This window comes from Streptomyces sp. NPDC059224 (assembly GCF_042754285.1).
In the GTDB taxonomy this organism is placed as follows: Bacteria; Actinomycetota; Actinomycetes; order Streptomycetales; family Streptomycetaceae; genus Streptomyces.
Genome location: NZ_JBHZAN010000093.1, coordinates 1 through 2954 on the forward strand (window position 1 = coordinate 1; position 2954 = coordinate 2954).

Sequence of the window (2954 nt, forward strand, 5' to 3'; positions counted from 1 at the left end):
GCCGCCGACCCGTGGAAGGACCTGTGGTTCTACTCCACCCCGTGGGGGGTCCTCCCCGCAGCACCCCCCCCCACCCCGCCGGCGGCGCCCCCCCCGTCAGGGGGGTGGACGCCGGTACGGCGACCCTGCGCGAGGCGGACCACCTGATCCACGAGCTGCTGGGCCGACTGGCGCTCGGGGAGGGCGTGTTCGCCTGCACCCACCTGCACCGCAGCGACGAGCGCCGGGGTACGGCGATCTCGCTGGCCGTCCCGGACCCGGACGCGCTGTGGCAGGAGCTGCCGGCCGCGCTGCCGGACGGCACCGGACTCGCCCTGGCCGGCCGCGCCCACGGGCCGGGTGACGCGGTGGACAGCGCGCGCCGGGCGGCCGCCGCACCCCGCACCTCCGGTCGCGCGGTCCTCTACCCGGGCGTACGCCACCTCACCGGCACGGTCACCGCGGGCGCGATCCTCGACGGCACCGCCGTCGAACACCTGGTGGTGCTCGGCGCACCGGACGCCGAACTCCCGTCCAGCACAAGGATCCTGACGCAGGATCACGTCCGTCCGGAATGGCGTGACGGCGTCCTCACCCTGACCCTGGTCCCGGCGGCAGGCGGCCTGCTGGCCCCCTTCGAGGTCCCCAACCCCACCCCCTGCTGCGCCGACCACCTCTGACCCGAGGCCGGCGCTCCGGATCCGCGGCCGGACAGTCCTGCGCCGACAGCGACGCACACGGCCCCCCGTCCACCGGCAGCGGTCCGGGGGACACCGTGCGGGCAGTCCGTCCCGCGGTCGCCGACCCGGGTGAGCGTGACCCCGGACGACGGCTCCTCCATAACGGTCTCCCCATTGCCTAGTGACATGGCCTGGTCAAATCTGTCAGGCTTCCGACTCGCACCATTCGTAGCGCGTGACCCGAGGCCGCTCCTCGGCGCACCCCAGCCGGACGGACGGTCACCGAGCAGGCCGGGACCCCGGCCGCCGTAAAGGAGTTTCGTGTGAGACCGACCCCCCACAAGGCCTTCGCCGTCAGCGCGCTGGCCGTCGCCGCCCTCGCCGCGGCCCTGCTCCCCGGTGCCCCGGCGTCGGCCGCCGGGACGACCGCCGACGCCTGCACGGCGAGTCAGCTGATCACCAACGGCGGTTTCGAGAGCGGCACTTCGCCCTGGACCCAGTCGTCCAGCAGCGTGATCACCAGCCGCTCCGGCCAGTCCGCCCACGGCGGCACCAGCTTCGCCTGGCTGGACGGCACCGGCGGCACCCACACCGACACGCTCTCGCAGAGCGTGACCATACCCTCGGGATGCTCCGCCACCCTCACCTTCTGGATGCACATCGACACCACCGAGACGACCTCGTCCACCGCGTACGACAAGCTCACGGCGAAGATCGGCAGCACGACCCTGGCGACGTACTCGAACCTGAACAAGGCCACCGGCTACGTCCAGAAGTCCTTCGACGTGTCGGCGTTCGCCGGCCAGACCGTGAACCTCGCCTTCACCGGCACCGAGGACTCCAGCCTCCAGACGAGCTTCGTCCTGGACGACATCGCCCTGGACACCTCCGGCGGCACCACCCCGCCGGCCGACTCGACGCGCACGCCGGCCGCCCCGTCGTACACCGTCAGTCTCAGCAGCAACACCGCCGGCACCGTCTGGACCGGACACGAGAGCGCGACCTTCACCAACGCCTCGGCCACCCCGCTCACCGAGGTGTACCTGCGGCTGTGGGACAACTACCACGGCACCTGCTCCGCGCCGCCGATCACGGTCGCCAATGTCACCGGCGGCACCGCGGGCGCCCTCTCGGTGGCCTGCACGGCCCTCCAGATCGCGCTGCCGACCCCGCTGGCGCAGGGCCAGACGGCCACGATCGGCTTCGACCTGGGGATCACCGTCCCCAGCGGCGCCGACCGGTTCGGCCACGACGGCGCCTTCAACATGATCGGCAACGCGCTGCCGGTCCTCGCCGTCAAGGACGGCTCCGGCTGGCACCTGGACCCGTACACCAACAACGGCGAGTCCTTCTACTCCCTGGCCGCCGACTTCAAGGTGACCCTCGACCACCCGACCACCCTGCTGGTCCCGGCCACCGGCACCTCGGTCGAGACCCCCGGCACCAGCGGACGCACGGTCACCACGGCCACCGCGTCCAAGGTCCGCGACTTCGCGTGGGCGGCGGGGCCGTTCACCAGGATCTCGGGCACCTCGACGGCGGGCACCCCGATCAACATCTACTCGGTCTCGGGCATCAGTTCGTCCAGCGCGCAGTCCATGCTCACCACCGCGAAGACCGCTGTCGACGCCCACGCGGGCCGCTTCGGCGCCTACCCGTACGGCGAGTTGGACGCCGTCATCGACAACAACTTCTGGTTCGGCGGCATGGAGTACCCGGGCTTCGTCCTCGACCTGGTCAGCACCACGGCACTCACCCATGAGATCGGCCACCAGTGGTTCTACGGCATCGTCGGCGACGACGAGTACAACAGCCCGTGGCTGGACGAGGCGTTCACCGACTACGCCACCGATCTGGCCCTGGGCAGCACCGGCACGAACTGCTGGAACAGCGTCTCCTGGGCCTCGTCCGCGGAGAACATCACCAACTCGATGGCCTACTGGGACGCCCACTCGTCCCGCTACTCCACCGTCGTCTACGGCTACGGCAAGTGCGCCCTGCACGATCTGCGCCGCACCCTGGGTGACACGGTGATGGCCAAACTCCTGAAGGACTACGCCACGTCGCACTGGTACGGCGTCTCGACCACCGCCGAGTTCAAGGCCGCCGCGCAGGCCGCCACGACCACCGACCTGACGTCGTTCTGGACCACCCACCGCATCATCGGCTGACGCGCACCGTCCCGTGAGCCCGGGTGCGGGCCGGGCCGTTGGCCCCCGCCCGGGGGCCCCCCCGGCCGTTGGAGGCCACGCGGGACACCCCGCCGGTGGCGGTAAAAAAAAAGAAGCGGGCCGC

Annotated in this window: 2 protein-coding genes; both read left to right on the forward strand. The window is 71.6% G+C overall.

The genetic code is table 11. The features are described from left to right. The first annotated feature begins 104 nt into the window (after positions 1-104). The gene (locus ACFXI4_RS44495; RefSeq protein WP_385003384.1) at positions 105-659 is read left to right on the forward strand and encodes a hypothetical protein; all 555 of its coding nucleotides are present in this window, start codon (positions 105-107) and stop codon (positions 657-659) included. Positions 660-982: 323 nt separating this feature from the next. Beyond that, positions 983-2830, forward strand: coding sequence for a M1 family aminopeptidase (locus tag ACFXI4_RS44500; RefSeq protein ID WP_385003387.1), 1848 nt, complete (start codon positions 983-985; stop codon positions 2828-2830). The last annotated feature ends 124 nt before the right edge of the window (positions 2831-2954 follow it).